Source organism: Acinetobacter sp. UBA3461 (genome assembly GCF_002381195.1).
GTDB classification, from domain to species: domain Bacteria; phylum Pseudomonadota; class Gammaproteobacteria; order Pseudomonadales; family Moraxellaceae; genus Acinetobacter; species Acinetobacter schindleri.
Genome location: NZ_DFRO01000044.1, coordinates 1 through 19,470, shown reverse-complemented (window position 1 = coordinate 19,470; position 19,470 = coordinate 1). Strand labels below are relative to the sequence as shown.

Annotated in this window: 17 protein-coding genes and 2 pseudogenes; 15 read left to right on the top strand and 4 right to left on the bottom strand. The window is 39.6% G+C overall.

Translation table 11 applies throughout. From position 1 onward, the window contains the following. Nucleotides 1-307: 307 nt before the first annotated feature. Together B3D47_RS12580 and B3D47_RS12575 are read left to right on the top strand one after the other, a co-directional pair. Nucleotides 308-595 carry a BrnT family toxin gene (locus B3D47_RS12580; protein ID WP_005006312.1) on the top strand — a complete coding sequence of 96 codons (288 nt, stop codon included), beginning with the start codon at nt 308-310 and terminating at the stop codon, nt 593-595. Continuing rightward, nucleotides 582-896, top strand: coding sequence for a BrnA antitoxin family protein (locus tag B3D47_RS12575; RefSeq protein WP_004282216.1), 315 nt, complete (start codon nt 582-584; stop codon nt 894-896). Before B3D47_RS12580 ends, B3D47_RS12575 begins: the two co-directional genes overlap by 14 nt. Before the next feature lie 92 nt (nt 897-988). Here B3D47_RS12575 and B3D47_RS12570 read toward each other — a convergent pair whose 3' ends face one another. Continuing rightward, entirely contained in the window at nt 989-1,324 is a 336-nt protein-coding gene (locus B3D47_RS12570; RefSeq protein WP_005006304.1) for a hypothetical protein, read from the bottom strand. A 160-nt stretch (nt 1,325-1,484) separates the two neighbouring features. Here B3D47_RS12570 and B3D47_RS12565 point away from each other — a divergent pair, with 160 nt between their 5' ends. The 9 genes and pseudogenes from B3D47_RS12565 to B3D47_RS12525 all read left to right on the top strand — a co-directional run bounded on the left by B3D47_RS12565 (nt 1,485) and on the right by B3D47_RS12525 (nt 11,616). Beyond that, nucleotides 1,485-2,363 carry an S-4TM family putative pore-forming effector gene (locus B3D47_RS12565; protein WP_005006303.1) on the top strand — a complete coding sequence of 293 codons (879 nt, stop codon included), beginning with the start codon at nt 1,485-1,487 and terminating at the stop codon, nt 2,361-2,363. 20 nt (nt 2,364-2,383) lie between these two features. Then, nucleotides 2,384-3,394 (top strand): hypothetical protein, encoded by a 1,011-nt coding sequence (locus B3D47_RS12560; RefSeq protein WP_019838338.1) that lies wholly within the window; start codon nt 2,384-2,386, stop codon nt 3,392-3,394. Between the two features lie 184 nt (nt 3,395-3,578). Next, nucleotides 3,579-3,956, top strand: a pseudogene (locus tag B3D47_RS12555) (helix-turn-helix domain-containing protein); the annotation flags it as partial. A 702-nt stretch (nt 3,957-4,658) separates the two neighbouring features. Beyond that, nucleotides 4,659-5,525 carry a formyltetrahydrofolate deformylase gene (gene purU / locus B3D47_RS12550; RefSeq protein WP_005006297.1) on the top strand — a complete coding sequence of 289 codons (867 nt, stop codon included), beginning with the start codon at nt 4,659-4,661 and terminating at the stop codon, nt 5,523-5,525. After that, nucleotides 5,522-6,418 (top strand): bifunctional 5,10-methylenetetrahydrofolate dehydrogenase/5,10-methenyltetrahydrofolate cyclohydrolase, encoded by an 897-nt coding sequence (locus B3D47_RS12545; RefSeq protein WP_005006294.1) that lies wholly within the window; start codon nt 5,522-5,524, stop codon nt 6,416-6,418. Before purU ends, B3D47_RS12545 begins: the two co-directional genes overlap by 4 nt. 41 nt (nt 6,419-6,459) lie before the next feature. After that, on the top strand, nt 6,460-7,698 hold the full coding sequence (locus B3D47_RS12540) for an FAD-dependent oxidoreductase (protein ID WP_005006292.1): 1,239 nt from the start codon (nt 6,460-6,462) through the stop codon (nt 7,696-7,698). An 11-nt stretch (nt 7,699-7,709) separates the two neighbouring features. After that, the gene (locus B3D47_RS12535; protein WP_005006290.1) at nt 7,710-8,039 is read left to right on the top strand and encodes a sarcosine oxidase subunit delta; all 330 of its coding nucleotides are present in this window, start codon (nt 7,710-7,712) and stop codon (nt 8,037-8,039) included. Further along, on the top strand, nt 8,036-10,951 hold the full coding sequence (locus B3D47_RS12530; RefSeq protein WP_005006289.1) for a 2Fe-2S iron-sulfur cluster-binding protein: 2,916 nt from the start codon (nt 8,036-8,038) through the stop codon (nt 10,949-10,951). The genes B3D47_RS12535 and B3D47_RS12530 overlap by 4 nt, the downstream gene beginning before the upstream one ends. A gap of 2 nt (nt 10,952-10,953) precedes the next feature. Beyond that, nucleotides 10,954-11,616: a sarcosine oxidase subunit gamma gene (locus B3D47_RS12525; protein ID WP_005006287.1), complete on the top strand. Its 663-nt coding sequence runs from the start codon at nt 10,954-10,956 to the stop codon at nt 11,614-11,616. Nucleotides 11,617-12,124: 508 nt separating this feature from the next. Here the strand turns inward: B3D47_RS12525 and B3D47_RS12520 are convergent. Beyond that, nucleotides 12,125-13,441: an ammonium transporter gene (locus tag B3D47_RS12520; RefSeq protein WP_005006285.1), complete on the bottom strand. Its 1,317-nt coding sequence runs from the start codon at nt 13,439-13,441 to the stop codon at nt 12,125-12,127. Nucleotides 13,442-13,653: 212 nt separating this feature from the next. Further along, complete coding sequence (locus tag B3D47_RS12515; protein ID WP_005006283.1) at nt 13,654-14,253, bottom strand: helix-turn-helix domain-containing protein; 600 nt, start codon at nt 14,251-14,253, stop codon at nt 13,654-13,656. A 288-nt stretch (nt 14,254-14,541) separates the two neighbouring features. On the opposite strand from B3D47_RS12515, the gene glnT reads away from it, so the two are divergent. The 4 genes from glnT to B3D47_RS12495 are packed head-to-tail and all read left to right on the top strand — an operon-like array spanning nt 14,542 to nt 19,004. Further along, on the top strand, nt 14,542-15,930 hold the full coding sequence (glnT, locus tag B3D47_RS12510; RefSeq protein ID WP_005006280.1) for a type III glutamate--ammonia ligase: 1,389 nt from the start codon (nt 14,542-14,544) through the stop codon (nt 15,928-15,930). 46 nt (nt 15,931-15,976) lie between these two features. Continuing rightward, on the top strand, nt 15,977-16,888 hold the full coding sequence (locus B3D47_RS12505; protein ID WP_005006277.1) for a class II glutamine amidotransferase: 912 nt from the start codon (nt 15,977-15,979) through the stop codon (nt 16,886-16,888). 28 nt (nt 16,889-16,916) lie between these two features. Continuing rightward, nucleotides 16,917-17,642 carry a hypothetical protein gene (locus B3D47_RS12500; protein ID WP_005006276.1) on the top strand — a complete coding sequence of 242 codons (726 nt, stop codon included), beginning with the start codon at nt 16,917-16,919 and terminating at the stop codon, nt 17,640-17,642. 27 nt (nt 17,643-17,669) lie between these two features. After that, nucleotides 17,670-19,004: an FMN-binding glutamate synthase family protein gene (locus B3D47_RS12495; protein WP_005006275.1), complete on the top strand. Its 1,335-nt coding sequence runs from the start codon at nt 17,670-17,672 to the stop codon at nt 19,002-19,004. 196 nt (nt 19,005-19,200) lie between these two features. On the opposite strand, the pseudogene B3D47_RS12490 reads toward B3D47_RS12495, so the two are convergent. Beyond that, a pseudogene (locus B3D47_RS12490) lies at nt 19,201-19,470 on the bottom strand (hypothetical protein); the annotation flags it as partial.

The following is a 19,470-nucleotide window of genomic DNA, read 5'->3' as shown; positions in this document are numbered from 1 at the left end:
ATTACAAATTAAGAAAAATTCTGCAAGTTTCTGCCTATTGAAAGAATAAATAATATCTCCCAAATGCCATCCATTTAACATAATGGGCGTTATACGAAATGCCTTTTTAAATAGTTCTATTTATCAAACACTTAATTCAATAAAACCAAAACCAAAAAGATCAAAAAACACACGCTTTAACAACTCGTGTGTTTTTTGATCAACTTTGTCATATTTTGCCACTAATTTTGACCAAAAATTACGCTTTTCAGCTTGAGTGATACAATTTTGTGATACATTATTGTATATACAAATTTGAATGTTTTTTATGGAACAGTATTTCGAATGGGATGAGGCAAAGAATCGAAAAAATCAAAAAAAACACGATGTCTCTTTCGAAACGGCAAGCCTTGTTTTTGAAGATCCATTGAGGATCTCAATCCAAGACAGACATACCGATGGCGAAGAACGTTGGCAAACCATTGGAAAAGTAAAAGGCGTACTAATGCTCTTAGTAGCTCATACCATCTTTGATGAAGATGACTGTGAAATCATACGAATCATTAGTGCAAGACAGGTAACCAAAACGGAGCGAGATAAATATGAGCATGGTTAGATACTCACGCAAAGAGCTGAATGAAAAATTCAGCGACAAGCAAGATGCTGAAATTGAACGCTTGCTTGCTAAAGGTACAGTTCCTGATGATCAGCTAGATCTATCAGATATTCCTGAAATTACTGATTGGAGTAATGCTGTACGCCATAATCAATTTTATCGCCCAGTGAAGCAACAAACTTCAATTCGGTTAGATGCTGATGTACTTGCTTGGTTCAAAGCACAAGGTAAAGGTTATCAAACACGAATGAATGAAATTTTGCGGGATGCCATGCTAAAAGAATTAAAAAATCATCAATAAAAAAGGGAGCCTAAGCTTCCTTTTTTGACTTCGCATAACGTGTATTATGTTAGTTTGAGGTAAATTAAATTATTCAGCTCTAATTACTAATTCTATTTTTCTTTATTACGATTGTATCTACTAGTAGGACATAGAATACTATTTTCTTTAGTATGAACAACATTAATTAGCTTAGCTAGTTCGTCTGCTTTTTTTTCAAAAGTTTCTTTCCTTTCGAATTTTTGTCTTAATGTTAATGGAAATAGTCCCATTTTTATTAACCGTATTTCATTCTCTAAAGCCCCCCAACTTGAGGAAACACTCCACGGATCATTAATATCAATAAATATTTTTTTTCCTTCAATATCATCAATTGCATACAGTTCATGACCATATTTTTCTGAATACTCTTCCTGTAGACGATCAAAGTACTGTTTATCACTATTCATTTCTTATTCCCCAATGCTAAGAATTTCATAAGTAACTAAAGATTACACCAGTAGTTTGAGTTATATAAAGAGAATCATTTTAGGATCTTGTTAATTATTTAAAACTTCATACTCGTTATTCTGTATAATATTATTAAAAATTAGAAACTTAGAGGTTAACTTGATTTCAAAGAAGCAAAATGATCTAGCCAATTTAGAATTACAAGCAGCTGTAAATACTTTATACAGTGACAGTAAATTTCTAATGACAATAAATTTTATCATTAGTGTATGTATGCCATTTACTCTTGGATTAATTGGTATTGTTAAGGATTATTCTATATTCATTTACTTAGCTATTTTTTGTAGCCTCAGTAGTATAGCTTTATCATGTTGGATAAAAAATATAAGAAGCTCAGCAGTACAGATGCAAGAACTATATGATCGCTCTATCTTTAACTTAAAGTGGAACAAACTTTATTTAGGAGAAAAACCCAACAACCGTCAAGTAACGTTATTATCTGAAAAATATAAGAAAAAGTATGGAGATTTTTCAGAATTTTTAAATTGGTATACATCCCCCGCAGCTACTTATCAATACCCTATGGCAATTATCCTATGCCAAAGCCAAAATTTATCTTGGGACATTCCCAACAGAGAAAGATATTACAAGACCGTATTAGCTTTTATTGTTTTACTGATTTTCGTATTTTTTGCGGTAAGTATCTATTATTTTGAAAATATTTCATTATTTATCAAAACACTAAGTGCCTCTATACCTATAGTAATATTTCTATTCTTTCTAGTCCTAGAACATAAAGAAACTGTTAAAGAAGGAAATCGTTTGAATAGTGAAATAGAAGATGCCTTAAACCAACTATCAAATAATAGTGCTACTGATCAAGATGTTATATCTCTTGCTGAAGAGGTACAAAATGCGGTTTATTCATATCGTAAATCTGCTAGACCTATTCCAAATAAATTACATAAATACTTTAAAAATCAAAATGAAACCTTATCTATAAGGAATATTCAAAGATACATAGACAACTATCTTTAATTAACTTTATTGAGATTTATATGGCAACAACAGTTATAAGTGCTTTTAATGACTTCCAGAAAAATATTGTAAATTTAGATTCAGCTACATCATCAACGGCTCGAAATAGTCGAAATTGGTTATTAGATCAAATTTCAAACTTTCCAGAAAATAATGATAACTTTCCTAACTTATATCCAGAAATCGATATCGGCTTTGGTTCTTTTGCTCGAAAGACTAAAACTAGACCATTAGATGATATTGATCTAATGGTTGGTATCAAAGCCGATGGATGTACATATTATGAAAGATCTTGGGACGATATTGAGTTGAAATTTCCAGAAAACTACTCTGGAAAGTTAAAAAAATATGCGAAAACTCTTGATAGTTCAGGCTTAAGTTCAACACGTATTACCAATGCATTTAAATCAGAATTAAGTAAGGTCAGTCAATATTCATCAGCTGAAATCAAAAGGGATGGAGAAGCAGCAACTCTGAAGTTGAAAAGCTATACATGGAATTTCGATATTGTTCCTTGCTTTTTGACATCACCAGATAGCGATGGAAACTCTTATTATTTAATCCCAAATAGATCTGGAAGTTGGAAAAAAACGAATCCTAAGACTGATAGAGATAGATTATCAGCCGTCAATCAAAATCAATCTGGTAATGTTTTAAATGTAATTCGCATATTGAAGTACTGGAAACAAGAAAAAAGAGTGAACATCGGATCTTATTTATTAGAAGCTATGATCCTGTACTACTATGAAAGTAAACCGAATAATACATGTTCAGAGTATGTTGATTTGGAATTAGAGAACGTTTTTAACTACTTAGCGAATAGTATTATCAATACTGTGGCTGATCCTAAAAATATTCAAAGTAACATCAATGATATAGACTATTATAGTAGATACTCATTGAGCGAGAAATTTAAAACATTCGCCCAACTTTCAAGAGATGCTAGACAACTTGAAAATGAAGGAAAAGATAAAGAATCAATAAATACTTGGAAAAAAGTTTTTGGGTATAACTTCCCTGACTACGGTTAGGATTAATAACATGTGAACTAAAAAATCCTGACAGTGCGTTAGGATTTTTTTTATTTGTATTTAACATAAAAACTCTTATACGAAGTCCATCTGTTAGAAACCATTTAAAGTGTCTGTATTCTCACCAATAAAAATGTCTGGTCTATGATGCGCATCAACATCATGGACTGGATATAAACTTGAGATGCTGATCACTATGTCTGACAAGGAAATACAACGTCTTGCAGTGCTGAAAGATGTTCGAGATCAACGTATTATACAAGTCCGTGCTGCTGAAATTCTGAATCTTTCAACCCGTCAAATTACCCGCTTATTGCAGAAGCTAAAGCAAGACGGTGTTTCAGGCCTGACACATGCCAGTCGTGGTCAACCTGGCCATCGTCGCCATGATGACTTGTTAAAATCAAAATGTCTTTCCATTATTTCTGAACATCTGCTGGGCTTTGGCCCAACCTTAGCGCATGAAAAACTCAGCAGCATGTTTGACCTGAATATCCCTGTAGAAACGCTTCGTCGTTGGATGACTGCCAATGACCTCTGGATTCCGCGATCCAAGCGCCTGAACCCAACGATAAATAGTCGTGTGATCAACATTCACACCACGTTCGGCCAGCATTTCCTGCAGTTCACGATAGCTAATGCCATATTTACAATACTAGCGCACAGCCCAAAGAATGATTTCGCCCTGAAGAAGGGATTCATATGCTGTACCTTTAGCTAAAAGAGGATTCAGCTTACCATTAGTGGTTATTTGCAACAGTGCCACCTAAAGTCCACTTCATAATTAATATAATTATTAATTTTAAATATTTTCATACACTTAATTAAATTCATAATTTAATTTTAAGTGATTCATGAACTTAGTGAACCTGATGTTTTTAGAGCTAAAAGCGAGCATTCCTAAGTCACTACTATGTCAAAGTTATTTATATTGGCGCAATTTTTGCTGATTATTTTGTGAAGAATATTTTCAGGGGTCCAAAAGAGATAAAAGCCCATTATTTTGTATAAAGGTAACTCTAAGCTGAGCATAGATAAGATCACTATTCAATGAGGAAAAAATCCTCATTGATATTTATTTATGTCTATGAAAAATATAAATAAAAATAAATATTACTAATAGTAAAAAAATATTCATAAAGCGCTAGACAGCTTAAAAAAAATCCAATATAAATTCCTAAAGAGAAATTTATTTTCCTGAAGGGAAATAAATCATTCCATTGAACTTATGCACCAAATTGGAAATTCTGAGGGAAATCAGGCCATGTTATCCAATCCAAATAAACAATACATTTTAAAAATTACTTGTCCTGCAGCATCTGGCATTGTGGCAGCCGTGACTGGTTATCTAGCGCAGAATCAATGCTATATCAGTGAAATGTCACAATATGATGACGAAACCACAGGACAGTTTTTTACTCGTATTGTGTTTCGCTTTAATGAAGGCAAGGGCGATATCGAGGCTTTAACAAATGGTTTTGAAACTGTCAAAGCTCAATTTGCCATGCAGGCGGACTTTTATGACTGTGATAGCCCAATGAAAGTCTTAATCATGGTCAGTAAATTTGATCACTGCTTTCTCAATCTTTTATATCGCCATCACAAAGGTGAACTGGATTTTCAAATCACCGCGATTGTTTCCAACCATTTAGATTTACGTCCAATTGCTGAACGTGAAGGCATCCGTTTTATTTATTTACCTGTTACTAAAGAAACCAAAGCACAACAAGAGGCTGAATTACTCAAAATTGTAGATGAGACTAAAACGGAATTAGTCATTCTTGCGCGCTATATGCAAATTCTTTCAGATGACTTATGCAAAGCTTTATCAGGGCGTGCCATTAATATCCATCATTCTTTCTTGCCTGGATTTAAAGGTGCTAAACCTTATCATCAAGCCTTTGAGCGTGGTGTAAAACTCATTGGTGCAACGGCTCACTTTGTTACAGGTGATCTGGATGAAGGTCCAATTATTGAACAGGAAATACAGCGTGTTGATCATGCTTATTTGCCAGATGATTTGGTTTCGGTGGGCCGTGATACTGAGACTATAGCTTTGTCTAAAGCTGTCAAATATTTCGTTGAGCACCGTGTATTCCTGAATGACGATCGTACGGTGGTGTTTAAATGAATATAGCACTCCAAACTCACCAGACGATGCAAATCATAGATGGTAAATCGACAGCACAAACTGTTTTGGATGAAGTTAAAGCAGAAGTGCTGGATCTGAAGCAGCAGGGCATCGAACCTTGTTTAGCCGTGGTATTGGTCGGTAATGATCCTGCCAGCCATGTCTATGTGCGTAACAAAGTAGAAAAAGCAGGTTACGTAGGCATACGTTCTCTTGAATTCCGGTTAAGCGCAGATACTTCTCAAAACACACTGCTTGCTCAGATAGATGCGTTGAATGCTGATACTACTGTGCATGGAATTTTGGTCCAGCTGCCTTTACCGAAACATATAGATGAAAATAGTGTGTTAGAACGCATAAATCCTAAAAAGGATGTTGATGGTTTTCATAGTGAAAATGTGGGTGGGTTAAGCCAGGGACGTGACGTCTTGACCCCTTGTACCCCAACAGGCTGTATCCGTTTACTCAAAGATACGCTTGGACCTGATCTGAGTGGTCTCAATGCAGTTGTAGTCGGACGCTCTAATATTGTCGGTAAACCGATGGCGGCTTTACTGCTTAAAGAAAATTGTACGGTCACTATCGTTCATTCCAAGACGAGAAACATTCAAGCGATTTGCAAACAGGCTGACATTGTGGTGGCTGCAGTAGGATGCCCACAAATGCTGGATGGAGCTTACCTTAATGAAAATTCGATCGTGATTGATGTCGGAATTAACCGGATTCAGGTGGATGGCAAGAATAAGCTAGTAGGAGATGTGGACTTTGATGCGGTTGTAGGCAAAGTCAAAGCAATTACTCCTGTCCCTGGCGGTGTAGGACCCATGACCATCGCTTATTTAATGAAAAATACAATTGCTGCAGCTCATCAGCAAATACAGTCATCAAGATAAAGAATTACAACTGACATGTTAAATGTCGTGGAGGATGCATCATGCCATTGGGTTTACTCAAATACGGATTAAGCAGTGAATATCCTGTAGAGGTTGATTTACCTCCACCTAAAGACCTGAAGTCACACTATGATGTGGTGATTATTGGTGGTGGTGGGCATGGTCTCGCTACAGCTTATTATTTAGCGAAATATGAAGGCATTACCAATATTGCCGTATTGGAAAAATCATATTTAGGTGGTGGTAATACAGCCCGAAATACAGCCGTCATTCGTTCTAACTATCTGACTTCTGAAGGTGTGAAGTTCTATTCAGAATCAGTCAATATGTTTAAAAATTTGTCCAATGAGTTTGATTTCAACATCATGTATTCAGAGCGTGGACAGCTCACGCTAGCACATACTGATTCAACAGTACGTGCTTTTCGTCAACGAGCTGAGGTAAATAAACATTTTGGTGGTCGTACTGAAATGATTGACCGTCAGCAAATTAAAGAATTAGTTCCTTGTCTGAATCTTGATCCTGCACATTTGCCCGTTTTAGCAGGTTTATGGCATATCGATGGGGCGACTGCACGGCATGATGCGGTGGCATGGGGATATGCGAAAGGCGCATCTAAGCGTGGTGTTGAAATTCATCAGCTCACTGAAGTTCAGGACTTCGTCACTGAGGGAAATCGGGTTACTGCTGTAAAGACCAACCGTGGAACGGTGCAGTGTGGATGTGTAGTTCAGGCAATCGCCGGTGCTTCAAGTCTACTGATGAACAAGCTGCGTATTCGTTCACCAATTCATACCTTTCCATTGCAAGCGATGGTGTCTCAGCCTTTTAAACCTTTTATCAATCCACTGGTGAGCTCATCGGCATTGCATTGCTATGTACAACAAACCAGTCGCGGAGAAATCGTATTTGGCGGTGGTTCAGATCCATATCCACTGTATAACACCCGTTCCACATTAGATTTAAAAGAAAGTCTACTTGCTCATGCGATTGAGATGTTCCCATTTATGGCCAACGTCAAACTTATGCGTCAATGGGCCGGGATTACCGATATGACACCGGACTATAGTCCAATCATGGGTAAATCACCATATGACAATTATTACCTTGATGCAGGCTGGGGGACTTGGGGATTCAAGTCTACACCGATCTGCGGCAAGACCATGGCGGAACTGGTAGCAACAGGAAAAACTCCTGACTTGATTAAACCATTTGAGCTTTCACGTTTCAGCCGTTTCCAGCAAGTCAATGAAATGGGTGCAACTGCAGCAAGCCACTAAGGAGTAATAACATGAAAATTATGATTTGTCCTTTAAACGGCCCACGCAATATCAGTGAGTTTAGCTATGGCGGTGAAGTGCGTGAAATGCCGGATCAAAATACCTGCACCGATGAACAATGGGCGGATTATGTCTTTAATAAAGACAATCAGATTGCCATTGTTCGTGAATGGTGGATGCATACGCCAAGTAGTTACTGGTTCATTGCAGAACGTCATACAGCCAGCGATGAAATTATTCGGACCTATGATGCCAAAGAACTTTTCAATCAACGCGTTGATTTTGCAATAGAACAAAAACAAAGTCAGTCTCAAGTACCACAACAGGGGGTAGTCGCATGAGCAATACAGGATTAGATCGCCTTCCAGCACCATATGGATTACTCATTCAACGTGATCAAAAAGTCGAATTTGAATTTGATGGTCAAAAGTTTAAAGGTTTTGCCGGTGACACGATTGCCAGCGCGTTAATTGCCAGTGGCCGTTGGGTGATGTCACGTTCATTTAAATATCATCGTCCACGTGCGCCACTGACTATGGCGGGTCAAGATGCCAATACTTTAATTCAATTGCCACAAGAGCCGAATGTATTGGCGGATACAACAGAGATTGAACAAGCAGTCTGTGCCACTGGGCAAAATTATTCGGGTTCATTAATGAAAGACTCCGATGCATTTTTGGGACATTTTTCCAAATTTATGCCGGTTGGTTTTTATTACCGCTCTTTCTACAAACCAAAAGGGGTGTGGAAACTCTGGGAGCCGATGATTCGTAAAAAAGCTGGGCTGGGGGTACTTGATCTCAACTTCGAGCCTGAATATTACGATAAAGCTTATTTGTTTACTGATGTTACAGTGATTGGCGCAGGACCTGCAGGGCTTCAGGCAGCACTGACTGCAGCTGAAGCTGGTTTAAAAGTGCTACTCATTGAGCAGGATAAAATACTAGGTGGTAGCTTAAACTATGCACGCTTTGATGTAGATGCACAAAAAGCGCAAGCCATTAAAGCCGAGCTGATTCAAAAAGTTGAAAATCATCCTAAGATTACCGTACTGAAACAGGCGATTTGTAATGCTTGGTTTACCGATCATTATTTGCCAATTATTCAGGGCAAACGCATGTATAAGGTACGTGCCAAACAATGCATCGTAGCTAGTGGTAGCTTTGATCAGCCTGTGGTGTTTAGAAATAATGATTTGCCAGGGGTGATGTTGACCAGTGCTGTACAGCGTCTTGTGAAACTTTATGCAGTCAAACCTGGACAAAAAATTGCCATTTTAACGGGTAATGATGATGGGTACTTAGCCGCACTGGATCTGGTTGAAGCGGGACTTAATGTGGTCGCTTTAATTGAGATGCGTTCAGGTGCAGCAAATACTGAAATCCAAAAAGCAGTGGAACAAAATAAAATTCCTTGTTATTTCAATAGTACTGTATATGAGGCACTGCATAGTAAAGGCATGTTGCATGTTACAAGCATTGATGTACGTCAGATTACGGCTGAAGGTCAAGTATCGGAACATGCACATTATTTAAAATGTGATGTATTGGCCATGTCTTCCGGATATATGCCTGTTTATCAGTTGCTGTGTCAGGCAGGCGGTAAACTTAGTTATAACGATACGCAAGCACAGTTCAGTATTTCAGGCTTAGTCGAAGGGCTACATATTGCAGGCTCGGTCAATGGTGTTCATGCACTTGAGAATGTCCTGGCAGATGCAGCACAATCAGCAAAAAATGCTATTCATGCCATTTTAAATGATACACATCAGGTTGATAAAATTACCTTTAAAGAAGCTGCGGTTAACTATCCATGGCCGATCTTTGAACATCCTAAAGGTAAAGAATTTGTCGATTATGATGAAGACCTACAAATCAAGGACATCATTAATGCCACAAAAAGCGGTTACCGTGATGTGCAATTGGTTAAACGCTTCTCAACGGTCGGCATGGGGCCATCACAAGGTCGACATTCCGCATTACCGACGGCACGCTTGGTAGCAAAACATACCGATCGCAGTGTCAGTGAAACCGGGGTAACGACAGCACGTCCACCATTTACTGCTGAAAAGCTGGCACACATTGCTGGTCGTGGTTTTGATCCTTACCGTCAAACAGCCATGCACCGACGTCACCTCGAACTAGGTGCGAAAATGATGCCTGCAGGCAATTGGCAACGTCCGGCATTTTATGGCAACCCTGAACAGCGTTTAGAAAATATTGAACGTGAAGTACTGAATGTACGAAAAAATGTTGGCATCATCGATGTTTCAACACTAGGCGGGCTTGAAATCCGCGGTACCGACAGCGCAGAGTTTTTAAATCGTATGTATACCTTTGCCTTTGCTAAATTGCCAGTAGGTAAAACCCGTTATGCAGTCATGGCCGCAGAGGATGGTGTGATCATCGATGACGGTGTTGCTGGACGTCTCAGTGACAATCATTTTTATGTGACAGCAACCACAAGTGGTGTGGATCGAATCTATCAGCAGATGTTGAAATGGAATGTGCAATGGCGCTTAAACGTAGATATTACTAATGTCACCAGTGCATTTACCGCAGTAAATATCGCAGGGCCCAATTCACGCAAAGTGATGGAAAAAGTCTGCCACGATGTGGATTTTAGCAATGAAGCTTTCCCATATTTAGGTCTACGTCTTGGCACAATTCAAGGCATTCCTGTACGTCTGCTACGTGTTGGCTTTGTAGGCGAGCTTGGTTACGAAATCCATTATCCAGCACGTTATGGCGAGTTCCTTTGGGATCATCTCATAGGCGCAGGTCAAGAATTTCAGATTCAGCCTTTCGGTGTGGAAGCACAGCGTTTATTACGTTTGGAAAAAGGCCACATCATCATTAGTCAGGAAACAGATGGCATGACTCATCCTTTGGAATGTGATTTGGGTTGGGCAGTTGCTAAATCTAAACCCTGGTTTGTGGGTAAACGTTCCATTGATATCCTCAGTAAACAACCATTGAAACGTAAACTGGTGTCTTTTGTATTAGATAAGCAACAGACTCAACCTCTTGAAGGTCATATCGTGCTCAATGATGAAAATATCACAGGCAACATTACCTCTTGTGAATTCTCACCAACTTTAGATCAAATCATTGGTATGGCTTATGTCAGCATAGAGCAAAGTGAGGTTGGCCAACAATTTCCAATTCGCGTGGAAAAAGGGGAAATTGTATATGGGACGGTAGTGAAAGCTCCATTTTATGATCCAGAAGGCGTGCGTCAGGAGGTAGCTTAATTATGAAAAATTTATATCAAGCAGAACGTAGCCCAATTCAAAATGTTGCGGGACATTACCAATCTTTTGGCGCTGGAAAATTATTTTTAGCGGGTGGTTTGGATGACCGTGGTGCAGTTCAAAAATGTGCATTGGTCGATTTAACTAATTTACCTCGTGTTGGCTTCCGAGGGATCGATACTGCTGAATTTTTACTTGACCATGGTTTTGAGTTACCACAAACACCTAATACATTGATTACCCAGCAAGATGGCAGCTATGTTGCACGTTTATCTGCAACAGAATATCTGCTTTTGGGTGGTCTAGATGATTTTGGTAAGAAGATTATAGATCTAGAAAAAAACTGGGTCATGGATGATCGTCTCAATTATTTGTTGCCACGTCAGGACAGCCATGCTTGTTTACAGCTTACAGGCCCATCGATTGCTTTGATCATGGCGAAACTCTGTGCAGTAGATTTATCTGAAGAAGCCTTTTTAAGAGGCCAGGTGGCACAAACATCAGTCGCACGTATCAATGCAATCGTGATGAATGTCAGCGATGATGTAGCAGCAAAATTTAATATTTTATGCGACCGTACAATGTCTCTTTATCTTTGGGAAGTACTGGTCGATGCAATTCAGGAATTTAATGGTCAAGTTGTTGGCATTGAAGCTTTGATCTAAAAAGTTTCCCCCTACCTGTAAACCCTCAAATGGCTGTTCGTGTAAACGGGCAGCCATTTTCTACATATGTTACTCAACTAAGTATTTATTCGTTAATAAGTTAGAGTAAGCACCATTGTGGAACGCTGATCAAATAACATGCGTGGAACATGGCAAAAGTATAAAAAGTCCAGTTAGGTAGGTCTAGAATTTTTTTGAACTAAATAATTGAATTAAAATAATAATTTAGGCTTACAGGATGGTTTCGTATAGTGTGTATTATGTAAATTTTAGATACATTTAAGGACAAGAGAAATCATGATTGAATCTCCAAGAGGTATGACAATAATAATGGAAGCTTATGAACTATATAGACCTGTGAAGTAAAAGGTGCAAAACAAAAAGAAATCTTTAAATTATTTAATTAAAGACGCTTATGAGAAATTAATGAATAGATAAACAAAGATAAAAATGGGGAACTACTTGCATTCATCAAGAGCGCAAGGCTCTTGATGAATGTGGGATTGAATTAATTGTTATAAGCACGCTCATTGTGATCGCTAATATCCAAACCTTTTTGTTCTGCTTCAGGACTTGCACGTAAACCAATCATTTTGTCTACCACTTTCATAATGATCCAGGTCACAAGACCTGAATAAATGATAGTGACAATAATACTGGCAATTTGAGCAGTGACCTGAGGAATAATTTCAATACCTTCAACTTTTCCGCCTAGTGCTGGGACACAGAATACACCTGTGAGAATACAACCGATGATCCCACCGATACCATGTAGGGCAAAAACATCTAAGGCATCATCTACGCCTAATTTTTTCTTCAATACTGTGATCGCATAATAACACCCGATTGCACTGACAAAACCAATGAATAGGGCACTTAAGGGACCAACGAAAGCACAAGCAGGCGTAATACCAACCAGTCCAGCAATTGCACCTGAAGCTAAGCCTAATGCAGTGACATGACCACTTTTAATCTTTTCGATGACCAACCATCCCAAGATGCCAGTACAAGTCGCAAACATGGTTGTGATGAATGCCACGATCGCGGATTCATTGATTGCAAGTGCAGAGCCGACATTAAAACCAAACCAACCCAACCATAAAAAGGCCATCCCCATCAGTGTAAAGATGACATTATGCGGAGGCATAGGTGTAGTTGGCCATCCTTTACGACGACCTAAAACGAAAGCCCCGACTAGAGCAGCAATCCCGGCATTGATATGAATTGCAGTCCCGCCCGCGAAATCAAGTACACCCCAATTATGAAATAATGCACCGCTTCCGCCCCAAACAATATGGTTCACAGGTGCATAAACAATGATGAGCCATAAAATACTGAACAGCATCACAGCACTGAATTTCATGCGTTCAGCAAATCCTCCCACCACAATACAGGGAGTAATAATTGCGAAAGCTAAACCGAACGTGAGCAAGACATATTCAGGTACACCACCAATCAGGGTATTTTCATCAATACCGATGAGAAAAGCTTTATTTAAGCCACCAACAAAACTATTTAGATTGTAGACACCTTCAGCCATGTTGGTTCCATCAGCGGTCATGCTGTAAACGAAAGCTACCCACAGTACAGAGACCACACCGGCAATCCCAAGAAACTGGGTAAAGATAGATAACACATTTTTTGTTCGGACCATGCCTCCATAGAATAATGCAAGTCCAGGAATACACATGAACAGTACCAGTAAAGATGAAATGATCATCCATACGGTTGAAGCCTTATCCATTTCAGTCTCTGCGGCAAAACATAAGGAGGGGAATATGATGAGGCTATAAAAAGTAAGCTGTTTTATGGAAGTTAATTTCATGATTGCTCCTGAATCACAGAAAATTTTACGTATCAGTTCATGTTCTTTTACGAAATTGAATGACAAAATATTTATTCCTATAAGGAATATTATTTTCTTGTTATTAAAGCAATTCTCATACCATTGATCTGTTTTTGATCAAAAATATATTTAACTATATGAAAATAAAAAAGATGGCATGAAGCCATCTTTTAATTAGAGAATAAATCAAATTATTCGGCAGCTGTTTGAGAGTAATTGACCATCGACAATAAACGAATAGGGACTTGAATTAATTGGGCCGGTCCATGTGGAATTTCACCTTCTAAGGTTAGGCAGTCACCTGGATGCATGTGAAAGGTTTCATCACCATGGCGATAGATGAGTTCACCTTCAATTAAATACAACATCTCTGTACCTGGATGAGAGAAATCAGGAAATTCTTCATTTTCATCATCAATACTGACTAAATACGCCTCAAAATTTTTCTTAGGTCCGCGTGAATGAGTCAACAAATGATAAGTATGGCCTTTATCCGTACCCCGGCGCACGACTTCCATGCCTTCACCGGATTTAACCAGCATGGCATGGCTTTCCTGCTGATCATATTGACTAAATAAAGTTGATAAAGGAATACCTAATACTTCACAAAGACGACTTAAGGTTTCCAGACTCGTAGATACCTGTGCATTTTCAATTTTACTCAGCATGCCCTGGCTAATTTCAGAGATCTGGGCAACATCTGACAGTTTGAGACCTTGTTCCTGACGATAACGTTTAATCTGAATACCAATGTATTGTTCTAACTTCATACCATTCTTTGTTTGTTTCATTCTGGATCAACCTGCACTCTTTTGAGTCTAAATCATTTGTAGTCAAGTTAAATTTTGGATGGAAAATACTAACAACTCCAAAATTTATTTTCAGGAAAAATATATTCCTAATATGAATATTGATATTTTATAGAAAAAATCAAATTTTGACTATGGAAATGAAAAGTTGGCAAGAGAATTGCTATTCCTATTAGGAAATAAAATTTCTTGTGTTGAATAATGTAATTCATTTCTTAATGGACATTTTTCACGCCAAAAGTTGTCTTGTCATATTGGAGTATGTCAATCATGTTGCAACAGGCTGTAAAAGAGATATTTGATCATCAGATAATAAGCAAGCCAAAGTACCGACCAGAAGTACAAAAGGTGATTGATGAGCATGAATTAAAATATGTATTGGCTCAATTCGTAGATATCCATGGGGCTGCAAAAACCAAATCTGTACCGATCTCAGGTTTAAAAGCAATTGAAGGTGATGGTGTTGGATTTGCAGGCTTTGCAATTTCAGGTATGGGTATGCAACCGCATGGACCAGATTTCATGGTCAAGGGTGATCTATCTACTTTGACACCCGTGCCATGGCAGCCAGGCTATGGTCGTGTAGTCTGTGAAGGTTATGTCAATGGGCAGCCTCACCCTTATGACTCTCGTTATGTGTTACGTCGCCAAGTTCAACGCTTGTCTGCTAAAGGCTGGACACTGAACACTGGTCTAGAACCAGAATTTAGTTTGTTCCGTCGTACTGAAGACGGCAAACTCAAAATGGTCGATGATTCGGATAATCTCGATAAGCCGTGTTATGACTATAAAGGCTTGTCCCGTTCACGCCAGTTTCTGGAAAAGCTCACAGAAGCCTTGATCCCAGTTGGTTTTGATATCTACCAAATTGACCATGAAGATGCCAATGGTCAGTTTGAAATTAACTATACCTATTCTGATGCCATGAATTCGGCAGACATGTTTACCTTCTTCCGCATGGCAGCAGGTGAAATTGCCAATGATTTGGGTATGGTCTGTTCATTTATGCCGAAGCCGGATCCGAAGCGTGCAGGTAATGGGATGCACTTCCACTTATCGATAGGAAGTGATGAATCCAAAAATTTATTCCATGATCCAAGTGACCCAAGTGGTATGGGGCTATCCAAAATGGCCTATCACTTTATTGCAGGTCTTTTGGCACATGCACCAGCACTCTGTGCTTTCTGTGCACCGACAGTCAATTCATATAAACGTTTAGTAGTAGGGCGCTCACTTTCAGGTGCGACATGGGCACCGGCATTTATCGCTTACGGTTCAAATAACCGATCAGCCATGGTTCGTATTCCATATGGACGTATTGAGCTTCGTCTACCGGATGCAGGTTGTAATCCTTATCTGGTAACAGCCGCAATTATCGCTGCAGGTCTAGATGGCATTGAACGTGAACTGACACCACCACCGGTGTGTAATGAAAATTTGTATACCTTAAGCCTGGAAGAAATTGCTGCGCGTGGCATTGAAACTTTACCCCAGTCACTCAAAGAGGCAGTCGTAGCCCTCAAAGCCGATCCGCTTTTCCACGAAAAATTAGGCGCAGAAATTGTCGATGAATTCATTGATCAAAAGAGCATGGAGTGGGTGGAGTATTGCCGCCATGTGTCTGACTGGGAAATTCAACGTTATACCGAATTCTTTTAATTCATAACTTTTAAACATTGAAAAAATAATGTAGTGGAGAACAACTATGTGTGGAATCGTTGGTTTATATCTTAAAAATCCGGCATTGGAATCGCAACTTGGCAAATTATTTGAACCGATGCTTGAGTCAATGACAGGCCGTGGGCCAGACAGTGCAGGCTTTGCCATTTATGGTGATGAAGTACAAGAAGGCTGGGTTAAACTCACTTTACAAAGTACTGATGAAGCTTTTATTTGGGATACCTTTATTGCCGAACTTGCGACTGAATTAAATGCAGAATTAGACTGGTTTACCAATGCGACCGCAGCAGTCATTAAAGTAAAGGCGGATGAGGATACAGTCCGTACAGCGATTACTAAATTGGCACCACAACTCAAAATTATGAGTGCCGGACTAAGCATTGAAATCCTCAAAGGTATGGGGCTTCCAGCTGAAATTTCTGAACGTTTTGGCCTCTCAAAAATGAAAGGTAGCCATATCATCGGACATACCCGTATGGCAACAGAGAGTGCTGTAACGATGGAAGGCAGCCATCCATTTTCTACCGGCGCTGATTTGTGCCTAGTACATAACGGCTCATTATCGAATCACGCACGCTTACGCCAAGAATTGAAACGTGAAGGCATTCATTTTGAAACAGACAACGATACAGAAGTTGCAGCAGGGTATTTGACTTGGCGTCTTCAACAAGGTGATAGCTTGGCTCAAGCACTCGACAATGCTTTAGATGATTTAGACGGTTTCTTTACCTTTGCGATTGGAACCAAAGATGGTTTTGCCGTGATTCGTGATCCGATTGCATGCAAACCAGCTGTCCTTGCTGAAACTGATGACTACGTTGCAATGGCGTCTGAATATCAGGCCTTGGCTTCTCTACCAAATATCGATAAGGCTCGAGTTTGGGAACCAGAACCTGCCACCTTATATGTATGGGAACGTTCGAAAGACGCGGCTTAAGTAAAAGATCATCAGGAGAATTAAGATTATGAACAGTGCAGTAGCAGAACAATTAAACGCAGTAGAACTGAAAGACCAATACGACTTAAGCGTAGATAGTATTCGTGAACTTAACCAAGCATTGCATGATGCTGAAGCGGTGGCTTCGATTAGCGAATGGACAGTCAAAAATCCAGCAGGGCAGCACAATATTGCAGTCGGTATTAAAGCCCCAGTAAAAGTGACCATTGATGGTCATGCAGGTTACTACTGTGCCGGTATGAACCAAGAAGCGGATATTGTTGTGAATGGCAATGTTGGTGTGGGTTGTGCAGAAAATATGATGTCCGGCTCAGTGCATGTTAAGGGCAATGCATCTCAAGCAGCAGGTGCAACAGCGCATGGTGGCTTACTGGTGATTGAAGGCGATGCAGGGGCTCGTTGTGGTATCTCCATGAAAGGTGTCGATATTGTTGTCGGTGGCAGTATCGGTCATATGAGCTGTTTTATGGGACAAGCAGGTCGATTAGTGGTTTGTGGGGATGCTGGTGATGCACTTGGTGACTCACTGTATGAAACACGAATTTATGTTAAAGGTGCAGTGAAATCATTGGGTTCAGACTGTATCGAAAAAGAAATGCGAGAAGAACATTTGAACGAGCTTGCTGAACTTTTGGCTAAAGCAGGGTTTGATGAAGATCCAAAAGCATTTAAACGCTATGGCTCAGCACGTCAGCTATATAACTTCAAAGTCGACAACGCATCAGCGTACTAAGAATAACGTAATACGGAGAATAAAATCATGACTCAAACTATCCAAGAATTTGAACCAGTGTTACGTGAATCAGCGACATTTGACCGTTTAACGATTCAGGAAATTCAACGTGCAGCAGCGACAGGTATTTATGATATTCGCGGAGGTGGCACAAAACGTAAAGTCCCGCATTTTGATGACTTATTGTTATTAGGTGCCAGCATGTCACGTTACCCATTGGAGGGTTATCGTGAAAAATGCGGTACTGATGTGGTACTGGGCACACGTTTTGCGAAAAAACCAATTCATCTAAAAATTCCTGTGACCATTGCCGGCATGAGTTTTGGTGCTCTCTCTGCCAATGCCAAAGAATCTTTAGGCCGTGGTGCATCAATGGTGGGCACATCAACTACTACAGGTGATGGTGGTATGACACCTGAGGAACGTGGTCACTCAGAGACCTTGGTCTATCAATACCTACCATCTCGTTATGGCATGAACCCAGATGATTTGCGTAAAGCTGATGCAATTGAAATCGTATTAGGTCAAGGTGCAAAACCAGGTGGTGGTGGCATGTTACTTGGCATGAAAGTAACTGAGCGTGTTGCTGGTATGCGTACTTTACCAGTAGGTGTAGATCAACGCAGTGCTTGTCGTCATCCTGACTGGACAGGTCCAGATGATCTTGCAATCAAGATTGCGGAAATCCGTGAAATCACAGATTGGGAAAAACCAATTTATGTAAAAATTGGTGCAAGCCGTCCTTATTATGACGTGAAGCTTGCTGTGAAAGCCGGTGCAGATGTAATCGTACTGGATGGCATGCAAGGCGGGACAGCAGCAACCCAAGAGGTATTTATTGAACATGTAGGTATCCCAATTCTTCCAGCCATTCCTCAAGCGGTTCAAGCACTTCAGGAAATGGGTATGCATCGAAAAGTCCAACTGATTGTATCAGGTGGTATTCGTACCGGTGCAGATGTGGCTAAAGCGATGGCACTAGGAGCTGATGCAGTTGCCATTGGTACAGCAGCACTAATTGCTCTAGGGGATAACCATCCGCGTCTGGATAAAGAACTAAAAGAAATTGGTTCTGCAGCAGGTTACTATGATGACTGGCAAAATGGCCGTGATCCAGCTGGTATCACCACACAAGATCCTGAGTTATCTAAACGTTTAGATCCTGTAGAAGGGGGACGCCATCTTGCAAACTACCTGCGTGTGCTTGTGTTAGAAGCACAAACAATGGCGCGAGCATGTGGTAAATCACATTTGCACAACCTTGATCCAGAAGATTTGGTGGCATTGAATGTAGAAGCTGCTGCAATGGCACGTGTTCCGCTGGCAGGCACTAACTGGATTCCTGGTCAGGCACAGTACTAATGAATAAAAATAAAAGGATGGCACCCTAGCCATCCTTTATTTCATAAAATCTCATTCATTCCATATTTTCATATAGTTATTGCATTGATTAATTGAATTTACATTTTCTAATTTTTGCCCCATACAAGTCCCTAAGATAAATACCTCAAGGATTTGTATGGGCTGACATATTGGCTCTGTTCAATTTATAGATGCTTTATCGTTCTAATAAATTATGGTGAGTTCGAGAGGGGCCGCAGCTGACTCTTTCGTAGTTTGGTTCTAATACATTGGAATAATTTCCAATAATTGCATTGATTAAACTCTGATTAGCATCAATTCCATACTCTTCAAGTTTCTTTAAAAGAGCTTTAGCACCACTAGGCGTTAAAGGATTATTAATCTCTTCTCTCATTTGAATAAAACTCTTCCAATGATCAACATTCACATTAGATGGAATTTTTAGGGCACTGTTGCAAATAGGCTG